The sequence below is a fragment of the Desulforamulus profundi genome (genome assembly GCF_002607855.1).
This window is the reverse complement of sequence record NZ_AWQQ01000007.1, coordinates 45,399-60,614: the sequence shown is the minus strand read 5'-3', so window position 1 is coordinate 60,614 and position 15,216 is coordinate 45,399. Positions and strand designations below refer to the sequence as shown.

The following is a 15,216-nucleotide window of genomic DNA, read 5'->3' as shown; positions in this document are numbered from 1 at the left end:
GCCTCCTCAGTCAACCAGATCAAGATTTAGGATATTTCCCGCAGTCTTTTGCTATGATAATTTGACCTCACCGGCGGCGGTGAAGTATTTCTTCTTAAAGCCCAGGGCCACATTCACCAGGGCAATCATCACCGGCACCTCAATGAGGGGGCCGATAACAGCCGCAAAGGCAGCACCGGATTCGATGCCGAATATGGCTATGGCCACTGCAATGGCCAGCTCAAAGTTGTTGCTGGCAGCGGTAAAGGCCAGGGTGGTGCTTTGACCGTAGTTGATGCAGCTCTGCTTGCTCATAAAGAAGGACAAGAAAAACATAATGGTAAAGTAAATCAACAGCGGTATAGAAATTCGTACCACATCCATCGGCAGCTCCACAATGTATTTACCCTTTAAGGAGAACATAATCACGATGGTAAATAGCAGGGCAATTAACGCCAGGGGGCTGATGCGGGGCACAAATTCCTTTTCATACCATTCCTTGCCCTTGCGGGGCAAGAGACAAGCCCTGGTCAACATACCTCCGGCAAAGGGAATGCCTAAGTAAATCAGTACGCTCTTGGCCACCTCAGCCATCGAAACATGTACTTCAATGGACTCCATGCCCAGCCATCCGGGCACCAGGGTGATAAAGAAGTAGGCGTAAATGGAATAGAACACCATTTGGAAAATAGAGTTTACAGCCACCAGGGCGGCGGCATATTCATTGTCCCCTTTGGCTAAATCGTTCCACACAATAACCATTGCAATGCAGCGGCTAGGCCAATTAAGATAAGTCCAATCATATAATCAGGATAATCCCGCAGGAAGGCCAGGGCCAGGATAAACATCAGGGTGGGGCCGATAATCCAGTTTTGGATGAGGGAGAGACCCATCACTTTACTGTTACGAAAAGCTTTGCCTATTTCTTCATACTTCACTTTCGCCAGGGGAGGGTACATCATCACAATCAAGCCAATGGCAATGGGAATGGATGTGGTGCCGATAGACATACTGTTCAGCCAATCGGCAATGCCAGGGAACACATAGCCCAGCCCCACCCCAATGGCCATTGCCAGGAAAATCCACAGGGTTAAAAACCGATCCAGGGTAGACAGTCTTTTTTCTGCCATATTACAAAATCCTCCTTATTCATCTTTTTCACAGATGGATTTTTTAAGGCCCATCAGTTCGCAATAATTGGGGTTTTCCCGCAAAGCCGAGGGTTTGGCGTCAGCGGCGGCAAAGCGGAGTAACTCCCCCAGGTGACTGTCAACCAGCGGGTGAATTTGTTTCAGACCGCAGGTATTGAGGGTGTACAGTACCAGTTTGCCGTGCTTGGTGTTCTTTACTAAATCCGCCTGCCGTAAAATTTTTAAGTGGTGTGATACCGCCGGTTGGGAGAGGCTTAAACCGTGCATGATTTCACACACGCTCATTTCCTGACCGGATAGCATTTGCAAGATGTTCAGTCGATTGGCATCCCCCAGGGCCTTGTAGAGATTGACTAACCGTTCCATTTCTCACCACCATATGTATTTAAATTTTTAAATATGATAAACTATTATATAACTATGTTATGATATAATCAACTTATAACCTGTTAAATTTTTTTAACCACAAATTGACACTGCCTTAAGTGACTTAAAGGGCTGGTTAGACTAAAAATAGCATTGGGCGGTGGGCACAAAGGAAATGATAATGGTCAAATGATGGGAGTTTAAACCATTATTGCGGAGTGGGCAAGTGGAAAATGTATTTTATTAATACCCAAGACAATAGTAGCCGAAATGGTTGGTTGAATACTTCCCACCAGCTTTTCTATAAAAGATTCCTGGTAAACAAACAGCTTTCTTTCTTTCATCCTGTCAACCAATTGCTTGTCCCAGGGAATATCAATCCGTTTCAGACCGCTTAGTTGATTAGAAAACATTGTTTTGCCATTGGATACCACGAGATAAGTTTCACTGTCATAACACCAGGGTTGAAAATGTTGCTTATAGCGCTGTGCCAGGCGGGTAGCAATTTCCAGTCCCTTGACATCAAAATCCCCACTGTAATGAATGACACACCCCGCTTGGACAAGTTGGTCCAACAGGGTGAGAGCCGCAACACTGGGTTGGCCGCTGCCGCAGATGATTGGAGGGAGGGAAGTGGTGGTGCAGGCATCCAGGATGGTGCTGAATACAGCCGGGTTTTCCACCATATAAACCCGTTGACCTGGCTGCCAGCGGGTCGGCATTTCCAGGAAACGCAGGGGTAAGATCAAGGGACTGCCAGTGGTATTTGCACCGCTGAAAACGGCAAACCTCGGGTCCTCCGGGCACACGCGTAGGCCGGCAACAATTACACTGGATGAAACATCGTCGTCCAGGAGACCTACCTCCCGGAATAGGGCTCGCTTTCCTTCAGCGGTGTAGTCGGTTTCCGATTTGCCCAAGAAGTGCTGCAGGCCGTAATAAAGCAGCCGCCCCAACGAGTTTTCCATATCCAGGGCATGGGGATCACCGGTTAATGTTGCTGCAAAAACAGGGATACGAATTTTATGCCCGGGATGGGTGGCCAGGTAATCCAGTGCTTTCACGCAGAGGTAAGCTTCTTCAAAGGCAGTCTGCGGGTTCTCCTGGTACCGGGCCAGCAGGGTGCGGTAACCGCTCCCTGCCCCTTCAAAAAGTTGTGTCAACCAGACCTGAGTTACCGAGGTTTGGGCTTCCTGATCTAGGCGTTGAAAAAATTCTGCCCAACGACGTTCCCCAACTTCGGAAATCTCACGGTTCGTAAGGAGTTTTTCGCTAAAATAAAGTTCCAGGAAAGGACAGAGCCCCATCTCCAGGGGACTGTTTTTTAGAACTTCATCCATTACCGTTAAAGGGATTTTTACCTTCGTTTTTCCCAAACAGTTTTTCCCCAGGAAACCGCTGATCAGATCCTGGTCCTCCGGGGAGAGGTGATCCAGGATGACCGCACCCCGGAGGCCGTTTAAAGACTTGATTTTTTTCTTTGCCTGGGTAAACAGCCTCTCAAAACAAGGCTGTTGCAAATAATCAAGCATTTTCTTCCACCATACCTTCGTCAACAAGCATACGCCGGAACCCGTTCCAGTAATACTGGATCAGGGTCACATACTTGGCATCTTTCGGGCGGTAGATTTCATAAACGGACAGTTTTGGTACCGTATCGTAGCAACCCCACAGCACCTGGCTGGTCATCATGTAGTCAAAATCCAGTTGGGTTAACAGCCCGAACATATCCCGCATGTTTTCATCATCGACGCCGGCGAAGGCTTCGTCCAAAGAAATGATTTTCGGGGCTTCCGGCCGGCAGTCATTATAGCGTGAATAGGTGGCGGCAAACAACGGGATGTACATGGACAGGGCCTTTTCGCCGCCGCTTAAGGCATTAAAACGGCTGTCAGTTAATTCCCGGCGGGGCTGCTCTCCCTTTTCATAATAGAGAGTAAACCGGAACCACTCTCTATAATCCAGCAACCGGTAAATCCACTGCCGCAGGGTATCATGCTGGTCCGCCTCCTGTTTGGCCCAGGTGATGCGGGAGCGGAAGTGTTCAATCATCTGCTCGATTTCCTGATTTCTCAACATTTGAGGGTCTTTCTTCAAAAGATTGACCAGCTGAAGAGTGTCCAGTTCCTTCTCATTCGAGGCTGCCCTGGGTTCCCACTTGAGGTGCAGGCGCAGGCCGCTGGAAGTATCCCGCTGCTCCATCAGCCGGTTCATTTGCTGCACCCATTGCTCTGCCCGCAGGATTTTATAGCGGATGGCTTTCCCCACACTGTGAATGATAATCTGCTCGTACAGTTCCCGGTCCTTCTGGCTTAAAAGCAGGCGCTGCTCTTCCTCTGTGGTTTTCAGTTCGTGCACCAGGGCATGGGGCGGCAGGGGATTATGCCGGTCCCGCATAAACAGCACCAGGTTCCGCTGGTGCTCCTCGTCCAGCACCAACTCGGGTCCGTAGGAGTGCAGGTTGCCGCGGCATTCCTGGAAGGCCAGGAACAGGTCATTGGTAATGCCGTCTTTGCTTTTTTGAATGTACTTCTCATCTCGGTATTTTTGCAGGACCTGCTGGACCACACGGTATAATCCGGGCAGCTGCTCTTCGGAAACTTCGGTTTCCGACCACTCCGCCACCAATCGCCGGTTCCATTCCGCAAGCCAGGCCTCCCTGGCTTGCTTTATGGTAGTTTCTTTTTCTGCCAACAGTTCCTGGGCGCCGGACAGTTTGCTTTCCTCAATGCCCTGCTCTCTCTCCAGCTTACGAATTTCTTTGTCAAGGGAATCCATCCCTTTTTTTAATAAATCCCTTTCATGCTCCAGTTCCCGCAGTTGCCGGTCGATGTCCTCAATACCCAGGTCTTTGAGGGCTTTTTCAAAGGCCGCAATTTGTGCGTTGATGTGCCGGAGGGTTTCCTGCAGGGACTCCAGCTCAACAGTTTCCTCCTCGATCTTTCCTGCCGCCTCCAGCAAGCCCGCCGCAGTTCGGTCTAAGGTTTCCAGGCTTATCCGGTAGCTGGACCAGTGGGAACGCAGTTCGCCCAGAAGCTGGCGGTAGGATTGAAGTTGTTCCCGGGCGAAGGTGAGGCCCCCGGTATGTTTGGGGATTGTCCAACCCTGCATGAACCTGTGCAGTTCCGCTGTGGTCTCCTGGTAAGCCTGGGATGCCTGGCGGAAATGATCCACCTTTTGTCTTTCTTCTTCCAGGGCGGACTCCATTTCCCTCCTGGCCTGGGCCAGTCTGGAGAAGGCTTCTTGCAATTCGTCACCGCCGGGGAAGAGGGATTTTTCCGACGCCAGTCTGTTCAGTGAACCTTCAATCCGGTCTATTTGAAGGGTGCAGCCATCGATGCTTTGCTGCTCTTGTTCCATCAGCGTTTCCAGCCGGGCCATTTCGGCCAGCCGGGTGCGGTGCCTGGTTTCTTTGCCGATAAATTCGGCCCGTTTCTTGGGAGCCGCCTTGCCGCAAAGGGCTCCCAGGCGGAAATAGCCCTGCTCGCTAACAGAGGCACCCGGGTTGTCCGCACCGGAGTCCCCGAGGCTAATGGTACGGAGAATTTCATCAATGCTTTCCGCTTGCAGAGAACTGTCCTCCGGTGGCGTAGGGTACAGGTAATCCGCCAGGGTATAGCCAAAGAATTGAGGGTTGGGGGCGATCCATACCTCTTCTGCCTCAGCACTCAGAATCCCCAGCCCCTGTTGGCTGACCCAGGCGTCCAGCAGTCCGCTTTGCTGCAGGGCCGCTTCCAAGGACGCCTTCAGTTCTTCGGAAACCCCTTCCCGGAACTCGCAGACCGCATAAAGGGGGSCCCACCACCTCGATGACGGCGGGAAAGCTCCCGGGCTTCGGTACGGGGCGGCTCCGGGTCTTTATGGTTTTTCCATTCCTGCCATGCCGCCTGCAATCTTTCCTTTTCTTCCCGGTGGTTGTTTCTTTGCTGCTCCCATTCAACCTTTTGTCTTTGCAAATCCAAATAGCGTCGGTTGGAGGCCTCCAGCAAGGGTTCTTTAACGGATTCGTAGGGGACTTCCGGGAACAGGGAGAGGCGGTGCAGAATTTTTTGCAGTTCATCATCACTGAGATGAAGTTCCTGCAGGCCTTTGCGCCAGGCAAAGATTTGCTCTTGGTAGGATTTTTGCACTAACTCGCAGTTTTCTTCCTCAAAGCGATAAGACTCTTCGGCGGCGTCCCGCCGCTGGCGGGCATTGCCCACTTCCCGCTCCGCCCGGTCTCTCTCATATTTTTTCTGATCCACATGACGGGCTATCTCCAGTGCCCGGCCGATTTGCTTATCCTGTTCTTCCAGATCCTTTTGCCAGGCAGGCCACTGGCTAAATTCCCGGGGAATGTCCCGGTCCCACTGGCGGTGATAGACATCGTGCCGGCTGAAATCAAATTCCCTGGCGGTGTCCTCCATATCACGGAGAGCATCCCGCTGTCTGGCGGCATAATCCTCCACTTCGGCAGCGTACCTCTCTTGATCCCGCAGGTGGTCCTTTTGCTTGCCTTGCCAGTACTGCAAGCTTTTGCCGACCCGGTCTGCCTGACGGTCTGTTCTCTCTTTTTCAGCACGCAGCCGGTTTAGTTCGTGCCGCTTTTCCAACGCTTCGGAGGCCGCAAGCACCTCGTGCCGTGCGTTAACTTCCAGGAGTTTGGCGGATTGTTCTGTGAACCGCTCGTTTCGGTCCTGCAAAGAGAGGGAGAGCTCCTGCAATTTGGCTGCCAGTTCCCGGGTGGCAGTCTGCTGGTTGTCCCACTGCCTTTTGGCCTGCAGAAGTTGGGCGGAGTGGCTGTAAAGCAGGTATTTATTATAACGGTTGTAGACCTGCTGGAGTTTTTCCGCTTCCCGTCGGTGCAGGCTAACTTCCTCCAGGCGGTCATTGATCTGGTCCATATCCTCCATTACTTCCGATAGCGGGCGCAGCTCATCATCCTGCAGGGGAGGCAGGGCGTTACTGAGGATTTCGTAAATGGTGGTTGGTTTAAAATCCTTGGACAACTTGGGGCTGCGTAGTTGAATCAGTAAATCTAGCAGTTCCTGGAAGGACTGTAAATCGCCGTAGCCAAAGAGCAGTTTATTGACCATTTCCATATATTTTCCCTGCTCGGTAACCACCTGCCCGCCTTCACCGATTACATCCTCCAGCTGGGAGCGGGTGAGGGGAATTTTTTGCTCCTGCCCCTGGCTGTAATCTTTTTCATAGAGCAGAATATCTTTACCGATCCGGCGGTTATCTGTGATTGCAAAGCCCCAGAAGCCGGTGGCGGCATTCCGGCGTGCCCGCAGCCCGATGCCAATGGTAAGGTAGCGGTGTTGTTCCGGGTGATAAAATTCCAGATAAAGATAACCGATCCGGTCTTGGATACCGCTGTCCGGCTCCAGCAGCAGGTAATAGTCGATCTTCCGGTCCTTTGAACCAAAGGGGTCCAGGCGGGAGGGGCGCTTGTTACCATCCAGCACCAGCGGCAAAAAACTTTGCATGGTTACGGACTTGCCGGAACCGTTCGCCCCCCGGAGGACCAGGCGGCCGTCACTTAACTGAAACTGCACTTCATCGGTGTAATACCAGAAATTAAAGATACCGGCCAGGTTCATCTGCCAGCGGTTTCGCATTATTCTTCATCCTCACCTGTGAAATAATTTCCGTTCCAGCGGCCCAGGGCCGGGTGGAGTGAAACCATTTGCTCTGAATTTACGGTTGCCAGGCCCCAGCCCGTTAAATGATCAAGCAATTCCCGGGCCAGTTCATTGCTCTTCGCCTGGCGAAGCTGCTGGCTCCAAAGGGATTTGTGTCTTTCCCGCAGGCGCAGCAGGAGCCCTTCCAGCTCCGCCAGTGTCAGCGGGATACAACCGCGTTCATCGGTATAAAGGCCGGTACCCGGCTGGTCCAGCAGGCGACGGATCTCTCCCGCCAGCAGCAAAACCAGATCGGAGATATTTTTGGCTGTAGGAAAGAGGTCCATTTCTGCTGAGTGGTCCGGGTAAAAAAGGATCAGTCCCTCCCGGTAACGCTGGCCTTCCAGGCCGAAACGGGCAGACAGGTGCTCCAGAATGGTGTGCCGCTGGGTCAGCACGTAGTAGCGCTCATCCTGGCTCCAGTCCCAGTCGTGCACCACCGGCTCCTGCAACAGCCTGCGGTAAATTCTGTGACGGCGCCGGCGGAGTTGCCCTTCCTGGTCGTCCGGGTAGGTCAGTTCCCCCAGGGATTCGGGGGTCTGATAGGTGGTTAAATCTTTCGGGAAGTGCCGGAGCACATAGCGGGACAAAACAGAACATTCGTAGAGGACGTTTTTGTCATTGCCCACCCGTGCCCACTCCGCTTCATCCCCGTCCACCGCCACCAGCACCCGCAGTTCCTTTAGTTGTTTGAGTGCGCGGTACATGGACTGCCGGTGGTGGTAGAGGGTAAAGTCCAGCGATGCCCGGGAACCGGCCAGATGATTTTTAATTTCCTCAATCATTTCCGTGAGCAGGAATTGGTCTGTTTCATTCTTGCTTTCCAGGTACCAGAGACAATAGGTAAAAAGGGCATAGTCCAGGGGTTCGCTTAATAACTCCAGCCCCATCCAATCATGGGCCTGGCCGGGGAACTTCTCCAGCCTGGCCAGTTGCCGGGTCAACAGCAGGCTGAAACCGCAATATTCTTGAAACCAATCCCTCAGTTCCTGGTAATGACTGCGAATGCTCTGGTATAGTTCGGGGTCATCCGCCTTGGTTACCCAGGGGCGGTTCAGCAGTGCGATAAAACAATCCTTTTTTTCTTCCCGGTTGTTCCGGATCGTACGGGACATGTGCTTTCCTCGCTTTATAGTTCGTTGCTGTTCGCCAATTGACGGAAGTTTAAGGTATAGTCGGGCATGTCCAGTTCCCCGTCTTCACAATGTAAAACGGTGCGCTGCCGGTTTTCCGGCAGCAGGAGACTGATTTCGATGCCGTCCGGTGTCCGAATTTGCCTGGATTTATTGGCCAGACAGAGGCCAATCCATTTAAGAAGTACTTGCCTGGTTGAGGCAGGAACGGTGTCTAAAGAGGAAATGGTGATCGACCCCTGTTCCAGGAATTTCCCCAGCAACTCTGCCTGCTGCCGCTGGTGGGCCAGGTACTCGGCTTTGGCCTTCTGCTGCCTGGTTTGCTGATTTTTAACCGGGTCGGGGCCGGAACTGCGGCCTTTCTTCCGGCTGCGGGAACGCAGGCCGCGGATGTTGGGGCCCGCCTGCCACATAGACACATCCGGAGACTCGGTATCTTTGTCGTCCTCTCCCTGGAAGTGGCGGCAGCGGTACAGGCCGAAGGCGTAGGCTGCCAGCCGGTGAGCTTCCTCGGCGGAAGCAAGGGAGAAAAACCACTGACCCAGGTAATCCAATTCCCGCCGCCGGCTGATGCCGGAGCGGCGTTTTTCCTGAATGCGCAGGGCCGCCCGCACAATGCGGGCAATGGTGTCTTTGGTGGTCTGCTCCAAATAATATACATCGCTTTTCTCCCCGGATTCACCCAGAAACCAGCGGTTCAGGCTGTGCCACTGGGTCTGCAGCCGGTGCATGTATTCTTCCGGGGTTACCGGCTCATCCAATTGGGGGCGGGCCAGTAAAGCATTTTGTACTTTTTCGAAAAATAAATTGATGAACTCCGGGTTGAATAGGGGGAGGATCCCTTCAATGCGATAGGCATGACGCTGCAAGCCATGTACAAAGCCCTGCAAGTATCCGGCAACAGAATTTTTGTAGGCTAAAAAGGCTTCCGTTTGCATCAGTTCTTCGGTTTTGCTGCTCTGCAGGCTGGCAATATAGTCGGCAGCGTTTTCAGTAAGCTTGGTAAAGGTTTCGTAGAGTTCTTCCCACAGGGCCAGGGCCTCCTGAGGAGTAATGGCCGGAGAGGATTCTTTCATTCTCTGGAGTGACAACGCGATGCTCTCGAAAAGGGAAGGCTCCAGTGAGCCGCCGTAGCCCCGGATGTTCTCCAGGCTGACCACCAAACGTTCAATCTCTACGGAATAGGGAGTCATCATGTAGCGAAATTTTTTGCGCAGGTATTCTTCCACCGTGGTGGAGCGTCCGCCGTCGTGCTGGGGGACAAGGTTTTTCCACTCCACTAACTGGTTAAGGTCCTGCTGGCATTGTTCTATCGTATAGTTTTCCAACAGGCCATAAGTCATGACGCCCCTGTATACTTCTTCGGGCCGCAGCCAGTATTGCAGTCGCCGGTGGTGCTCGTAGAAGCACCTCATAATGCAGCGGTAACGGTCGACATTTTGAGCGTTTAGATAACTTAATTCAACAATTGGCTTTAATAAATTGTTATTCATTGTAATTTAACCTCTAAAATTACACCTGTTTTAACTAGAATTCTATTTAAGTCATAAAAAACCTTTTGTAATGTATTGCTAAGATTATAAAAAACCAAAGCGGTGATACATAGAAATTTTTTAGAATAAAGTGGTATCAGTGCCTTAGTACCTGAAAATCATCTACTGCGAGCCGGTCTTTTTACTAAACACTAATTTCTTATAATCCAGCATTTTGACAATAACTTTACAAAAAATAGTCTTAATCTGGACATAAGTATTGTCACTATTTTGCTATTATCATCGTTAATAATTTACTTTCCGAATCATCTGCCTTTTGAAAATAATTTTTCTTGGAAGGAGAAACAGCCCCCATGAAGCATGAATACAGCATATGCCTTATGTGCACGGTTCGGTGTCCTATTAAGGTGATGGTACAGCATGATGATGTAAAGCTCATTGAAGGCAATCCCTATGTGACAGGCATCGAAGGAAGCATTTGCCCCAAGGGTGCCGCCGGTGTAAGTCTGTTAAATGATAACGAAAGGCTGAAAAAACCCCTGATCAGAACAGGTCCCCGGGGATCCGGCCAGTGGCGGGAAGCTACCTGGGAAGAAGCACTGGACTATGTGGCAGGGAAAATCAGGGAGATCAAAAATAACTACGGCAGCCGGAGCATTGCTCTTACAGAGAGAGCACACCTAAATTCCCACATCAGCAAAACTTTCATGAAAGCCATTGGATCACCTAACTATTTCACCCATGACTCTTGTTGTAAAGGTTCCCTTAATACGGCCTTTCGTTCCCTGCTGGGATATGCCGACGGCAGTATAGGTGTTGATTTAGAAAACGCCAAGCATGTAATACTTTATGGTCGAAACTACTTTGAATCTTTGGAACTTAAGCAAGTGAAACAACTAACCAGGGCGATGGAAAAGGGAACCAGGCTGACTTATATTGACCCCCGGGTAACCGTAACCGCCACAAAGGCGGATCAATATCTCATGATCAGGCCCGGTACCGACCTGGCTCTCAACTATGCCCTGATGAACGTTATCATCAAGGAAGAACTCTACGACAAAGAGTTTGTGGACCGCTGGGTCGAGGGGTTTGCAGCGTTGAAGAAATTCGTTGAACCCTATACACCTCAATGGGCGGAACAGGAAACAGGCATTCCTGCCCGGGAAATTATCAACCTTGCCCGGGAAGCAAATGATGCCAGGCCCGCAGTGATCTTTCACTACGGCTACCGTTCATCCCACTATACCAATGAAATCTACATTCGCAGGTCCCTTATCATCTTAAATGCCTTAATGGGAAGCATTGAAGCCCCTGGCGGAATCTTTATCAAGAAGGGAGCCGGGGATGTGGGCAGAAAGCCCCTGAATAAGCTAACCGGTCAGAACCTGCCGCCGGTAACCGATGAAAGGTGTGACGGAGTGGGTACCCCAAAATTCCCCACCGCCGACCCCAACCACGGTGTGGTGCAGCTTTTGCCCCAGGCCATTTTGTCCGAGGACCCGTATCCCATCAAGGGATTAATTGTTTGGCGCCATGACCCGATGCTTTCCATCCCTGACTATGAAACCAACAGGCGGGCCATGGAAAAATTAGACCTGCTGGTGGCCATTGACATTCAGTTTAGCGAGACTGCATGGCTGGCAGATGTTATCCTGCCGGAAAGCATTTACCTGGAAAGGGGCGACTCCATCCAGGAGTTGGCTGGCTTAAAGCCTGCACTGTTTATCCGCAAGCCGGCGGTGACACCCAGGTATGATACCAGGCCCGGCTGGGAAATTATGAAACACCTGGCGGAACGGCTGGGCATCGGTCAGTACTTTCCTTATAACTCATTGGAGGAGTTATGGTCCTACCAACTGGCGGACACGGGTATTTCCCTGGAAGATTTCAATGCCAAAGGATTTGTATCATTAAGCAAAGAGCCCTTGCGCTGGGATAGGAAGAATGGCATAAAGTTTAAAACTCCTTCGGGCAAGATTGAATTCGTTTCAAGTCTGTTGGAGAAGCACGGGTATTCGTCCTTCCCTCCATATGAGCCGGTCAATCCCCCGGCAGAAGGGACATTCCGACTGATGATCGGTCGCAACGCCGTACACACCCATGTTTCTACCCAGAACAACCCCCTCTTGAACGAGTTAGTGCATGAAAACCTGCTCTGGATCAACACCGGAGAGGCAGAGAAGCTGGGTATTAGAAACGGGCAAATGGTGGAAGTTTGCTCCAGCAGAGGCAAAGAGACCATCCGGGCCTTTACCACCGACCACATCCACCCTGAGGCAGTGTTTATGCTGCACGGCTTTGGTCGCCGGGTACCGGCACAGAGCAGATGTTTTAACCGGGGCGCCAGTGACACGTTGCTGCAGGAGAACATCACCGACCGCATAGGCGGCAGTCCTGCCCTGCAACACGTCTGTGTATCGGTGAGGCCGGTTTCTGAATAATTAATGGGAGGGTCTTTCTAATGAGCAAATACTACCTGTTTCAGGATGAGAAGAAGTGTATTTCCTGCCGCAGCTGCCAGGTTCAGTGCAAGATAAACAAAGGTCTGGGAGTAGGACCTAAGCCCAACCAAGTTATTGAAGTAGGGCCCGTTGAAGAAAACGGACGATATAAAGCGAACTATGTCTTTTTATCCTGTTTCCACTGTGACAACCCCTGGTGTATACCCGCCTGCCCCAACGGAGCCATGCAAAAGCGGGAAAGCGACGGTGTGATTTATATTGAACAGGAACGCTGCGCCGGTTGCAAAAGCTGCATTATGGCCTGCCCCTGGAGCGCTCCCCAGTGGGACAGTAAAAAGGGGAAAGCAGTCAAATGTGACTTCTGTAAGGACCGTCTGGACGCCGGACTGAAACCGGCCTGTGTAACTGCTTGCCCAACGGACTGCCTGGACCTTGTACCAACCGAAAACCTGCCCGATACCAAGCGGGTCAGATTTATCAAGGAGCTAATCTCCGGGGAAGCCTGTTCATAAGGATGTGTTGACAATGGCCAAATGCAAGGTTAAACAAACAATCCAATTGATAAATGATTTTCTCCAGGTAGGGGAATATTGCAGCGTTTGCCGGCGGCATTTTAACCAGATTTTAGAGAAACTTCACAGGGTAGAAAACGGTACAGCAGAACAGGGGGACCTGGACTTCATTGACCGGTTGGCTGGCCAGGTAGGCGTTTTCTGCCAGTGCCGGCAAGGGCAGGCGGTTGCCGGGGATGTTATAAAACATCTGCAGGAAAACCGCGATGAATTCCTGGTGCACATAAAAAATCATGTCTGTCCTGCCGGTGAATGTGCCAGGTTGATACTGGCCCCCTGCCAGGCTGCCTGCCCTGCGGGACTGGATATACCTAATTACGTTGCACTGGTGGGTATGGAGAAATATCGTGACGCCCTGGCACTGATCAGGGAAGACGTGCCCCTGCCCGGCTCCCTGGGGCGCATTTGCGAGCACCCCTGCGAACGGGCCTGCCGGCGTGCCAAGGTGGATAAGGCCATTTCCATTTGCGCCTTAAAAAGGGTGGCCTATGATGAAGCGAAAGAACAGTCCAAAGATTTTACAACCCTGCCTGTCAGAAGGTACCGCCAAAGAGTGGCTGTGGTTGGCGCCGGTCCGGCGGGTTTGTCAGCCGCCTATTTTCTGTCCAAACGAGGCTACGGGGTGACTGTATTTGAAGCCATGCCCGAGCCGGGCGGCATGCTGGCCTATGGCATTCCCCCTACCGGCTGCCCAGGCAGGTTTTGCGGGATGAAATTGCCAGAATTAAGTCTATGGGAGTGGAGATTCGGGTCAACAGTCCGGTGAAAGGCGAACAGGGTATCCGGCAATTACTCAAGGAAGGGTACAGCGCAGTCTTCCTGGGCACCGGCGCGTGGCAGGGCTCCGTTCCCATTGCAGGCGCTGAACAATACCGGGGCGTTTATGACGGTATCACCTTTTTAAAGGAGATTAACCAGGTACTCTTAGACAAAGAAACACCCCCGGACCTGAGCGGCAAGAAAGTGGTGGTGGTGGGTGGCGGTAATGTAGCCATTGACGCTGCCCGGGTTTCCCTACGGCTTGGGGCTGCAGAGGTAAGGATTGTCTACCGGCGCACCAGGGAAGAGATGCCGGCCCTGGTGGAAGAAATTGTGGACGCCGAGCATGAAGGAATCATTTTTGACTTCCTGGTGTCCCCTGTCAGTGTAGCTGGTGAAAATGAACAGGTATCCCACCTGACCTGCTTAAAAAATAAACTTAGTGAACCGGATGCCAGCGGTCGTCGCAAACCGGTTTCTGTTGAGGGCTCGGAATATAACCTGGCGGCAGACCTGGTGGTCTTTGCCACCGGCCAGCAGCCCGACCTTTCCTACCTGGAATTCGAAGGAGTAGAGGTGACCAAAAACCGCATAACTGTAGACCCCCTGACTCTGGAGACCTCTCTGCCGGGTGTCTTTGCGGGCGGGGATGCGGTTACCGGTCCGGCCAGCGCCGTTAAGGCTATGGCCGCAGGCAAGCAAGCTGCTGCCGCTATTGATGCTTACCTGCGGGGAGAGCAGCCGTCGGCATCTATTCAATACCCGTTAAAACGAAAAAGCATCAACCCCATGCCTGTAACGGCGGAACAGAAGTCCCTGACCGGCCAGGTGAAATTACACGACCTGTATATGGAAGACAAACAACATAGCTTTGAGGAAATTATGCAAGCGGTAAGTAAGGAAGCGGCCGCTGCCGAGGCAGCCAGATGCCTGCGCTGCGACATGTGCATCGCCTGCGGCCGGTGTGTAGAGGTCTGCCAACAGCAGGTTGGCGCCGGGGCCCTGCAGTTGGGCTATGTTAGGGAAGAGGAGCCGCTCACCGACTTTTTACGCCCTGGTGAAAAGTGTATCGGTTGCGGCACCTGTTCTATTAATTGTCCCACCGGTGCCATCACCGCGGAAGATAGAAACGGGTTTAGGGAAATGCGCATGTGCGGGGGTCTTATGAGCCGTCTGGAGCTTATAAAATGCCAGGAGTGCGATCAACCAATTACAACCCAAAAACACATTAACTTTATTTTGAATAAAAATGAGAATGATTATAGTGAAGAACATCCCACAAAAAGGGTATGTCCCGAATGTTCCCGGCTTATTTGGTCGAAAAATATTTATGGAATGAGAATTGTATAGCGGTTCTTGGAAACTTGAAGAAAGCCCCGGTTTGAAAGGGGCTTTCTTCAATTCACCAATAAACAATGACCTATCAATCTTCAAATACTGTCATTAATTATAACCGAATATTTTTCTTTATTTTTTATTATTTTTTATTGACATTGGTTCATAATAGCTATAATATGATTTTGAACGGATGTCAATAACTCTTTATAGGCGAGCTGTAAAGCTGTTCTGGTAGTTTTAAAACAGGGGTTTTTGGTTTCTGCCAGTACATAACAAATACTATTCCATTTAAAGGAG

10 protein-coding genes and 1 pseudogene are annotated in these 15,216 nt (G+C 51.5%); 4 read left to right on the top strand and 7 right to left on the bottom strand.

All coding sequences use genetic code 11. The features are described from left to right. Positions 1-51 precede the first annotated feature (51 nt). The 7 genes and pseudogenes from arsB to P378_RS01075 all read right to left on the bottom strand — a co-directional run bounded on the left by arsB (position 52) and on the right by P378_RS01075 (position 9,788). Positions 52-1,109 (bottom strand): annotated as a pseudogene (gene arsB / locus P378_RS01100) (ACR3 family arsenite efflux transporter). A 15-nt stretch (positions 1,110-1,124) separates the two neighbouring features. Then, entirely contained in the window at positions 1,125-1,496 is a 372-nt protein-coding gene (locus tag P378_RS01095) for an ArsR/SmtB family transcription factor (protein WP_099081975.1), read from the bottom strand. A gap of 200 nt (positions 1,497-1,696) precedes the next feature. Then, entirely contained in the window at positions 1,697-3,028 is a 1,332-nt protein-coding gene (locus P378_RS01090; RefSeq protein ID WP_099081974.1) for a TIGR02679 family protein, read from the bottom strand. Then, positions 3,021-5,246, bottom strand: a complete 2,226-nt coding sequence (locus P378_RS20445; RefSeq protein WP_238472716.1) for a TIGR02680 family protein — start codon at positions 5,244-5,246, stop codon at positions 3,021-3,023. Before P378_RS20445 ends, P378_RS01090 begins: the two co-directional genes overlap by 8 nt. Beyond that, positions 5,243-7,099: a hypothetical protein gene (locus tag P378_RS20440; protein WP_238472706.1), complete on the bottom strand. Its 1,857-nt coding sequence runs from the start codon at positions 7,097-7,099 to the stop codon at positions 5,243-5,245. Before P378_RS20440 ends, P378_RS20445 begins: the two co-directional genes overlap by 4 nt. Continuing rightward, the gene (locus P378_RS01080) at positions 7,099-8,277 is read right to left on the bottom strand and encodes a TIGR02678 family protein (protein ID WP_099081973.1); all 1,179 of its coding nucleotides are present in this window, start codon (positions 8,275-8,277) and stop codon (positions 7,099-7,101) included. The genes P378_RS20440 and P378_RS01080 overlap by 1 nt, the downstream gene beginning before the upstream one ends. A 14-nt stretch (positions 8,278-8,291) precedes the next feature. After that, positions 8,292-9,788: a TIGR02677 family protein gene (locus P378_RS01075; RefSeq protein WP_099081972.1), complete on the bottom strand. Its 1,497-nt coding sequence runs from the start codon at positions 9,786-9,788 to the stop codon at positions 8,292-8,294. Between the two features lie 353 nt (positions 9,789-10,141). On the opposite strand from P378_RS01075, the gene P378_RS01070 reads away from it, so the two are divergent. Genes P378_RS01070 through P378_RS01060 form a run of 4 tightly spaced genes read left to right on the top strand, consistent with a single transcriptional unit; the run spans position 10,142 to position 14,931 of the window. After that, on the top strand, positions 10,142-12,229 hold the full coding sequence (locus P378_RS01070; protein ID WP_099081971.1) for a molybdopterin-dependent oxidoreductase: 2,088 nt from the start codon (positions 10,142-10,144) through the stop codon (positions 12,227-12,229). A 20-nt stretch (positions 12,230-12,249) separates the two neighbouring features. After that, on the top strand, positions 12,250-12,762 hold the full coding sequence (locus tag P378_RS01065) for a 4Fe-4S dicluster domain-containing protein (protein WP_099081970.1): 513 nt from the start codon (positions 12,250-12,252) through the stop codon (positions 12,760-12,762). A 13-nt stretch (positions 12,763-12,775) separates the two neighbouring features. Next, complete coding sequence (locus tag P378_RS22650; protein ID WP_180260917.1) at positions 12,776-13,588, top strand: FAD-dependent oxidoreductase; 813 nt, start codon at positions 12,776-12,778, stop codon at positions 13,586-13,588. Further along, positions 13,525-14,931 (top strand): FAD-dependent oxidoreductase, encoded by a 1,407-nt coding sequence (locus P378_RS01060; RefSeq protein WP_180260916.1) that lies wholly within the window; start codon positions 13,525-13,527, stop codon positions 14,929-14,931. Before P378_RS22650 ends, P378_RS01060 begins: the two co-directional genes overlap by 64 nt. Positions 14,932-15,216 lie beyond the last annotated feature (285 nt).

What these genes read in the sequence shown, in the direction of transcription:
- P378_RS01065 (WP_099081970.1), top strand. Translation starts at nt 12,250, where the DNA reads ATGAGCAAATACTACCTGTTTCAGGATGAGAAGAAGTGTATTTCCTGC.
- P378_RS01090 (WP_099081974.1), bottom strand. Translation starts at nt 3,028, where the DNA reads ATGCTTGATTATTTGCAACAGCCTTGTTTTGAGAGGCTGTTTACCCAG.
- P378_RS01095 (WP_099081975.1), bottom strand. Translation starts at nt 1,496, where the DNA reads ATGGAACGGTTAGTCAATCTCTACAAGGCCCTGGGGGATGCCAATCGA.
- P378_RS01070 (WP_099081971.1), top strand. Translation starts at nt 10,142, where the DNA reads ATGAAGCATGAATACAGCATATGCCTTATGTGCACGGTTCGGTGTCCT.
- P378_RS22650 (WP_180260917.1), top strand. Translation starts at nt 12,776, where the DNA reads ATGGCCAAATGCAAGGTTAAACAAACAATCCAATTGATAAATGATTTT.
- P378_RS01080 (WP_099081973.1), bottom strand. Translation starts at nt 8,277, where the DNA reads ATGTCCCGTACGATCCGGAACAACCGGGAAGAAAAAAAGGATTGTTTT.
- P378_RS01075 (WP_099081972.1), bottom strand. Translation starts at nt 9,788, where the DNA reads ATGAATAACAATTTATTAAAGCCAATTGTTGAATTAAGTTATCTAAAC.